The 427-nt window shown below is 42.6% G+C and carries 1 pseudogene; it reads left to right on the forward strand.

Features of this window, described 5'->3' with window-relative positions:
• Window positions 1-386 (forward strand): annotated as a pseudogene (locus tag BHE18_RS00045) (GTP-binding protein); the annotation flags it as partial.
• Between the last annotated feature and the right edge of the window lie 41 nt (window positions 387-427).

Genomic DNA, 427 nt, shown 5'->3' on the forward strand with positions numbered 1-427 from the left:
ATATTGACCACGGAAAATCGACCTTAGCGGATCGTATTTTAGAAAAAACGTCGGCAATCACTCAACGAGAAATGAAAGAACAATTGCTCGATTCTATGGATCTTGAACGTGAGCGGGGCATAACCATTAAATTAAACTCTGTTCAGCTTAAATATAAAGCAAAAGACGGAGAAGAATATATCTTTCATCTAATCGATACGCCGGGACACGTCGACTTCACGTATGAAGTATCCCGAAGCCTTGCTGCCTGCGAGGGAGCGATTCTTGTCGTGGATGCAGCCCAGGGGATTGAAGCGCAGACGCTCGCCAATGTCTACTTAGCGCTTGACAACGATCTTGAAATCCTTCCGGTCATCAATAAAATCGACCTTAAAAAAAAAAAACCATAATCATCTGATTACAGCTCACTCATTATAGAGACCCATCA

The sequence above is a fragment of the Rossellomorea aquimaris genome (assembly GCF_001877785.1).
Taxonomy (GTDB): domain Bacteria; phylum Bacillota; class Bacilli; order Bacillales; family Bacillaceae_B; genus Rossellomorea; species Rossellomorea aquimaris_A.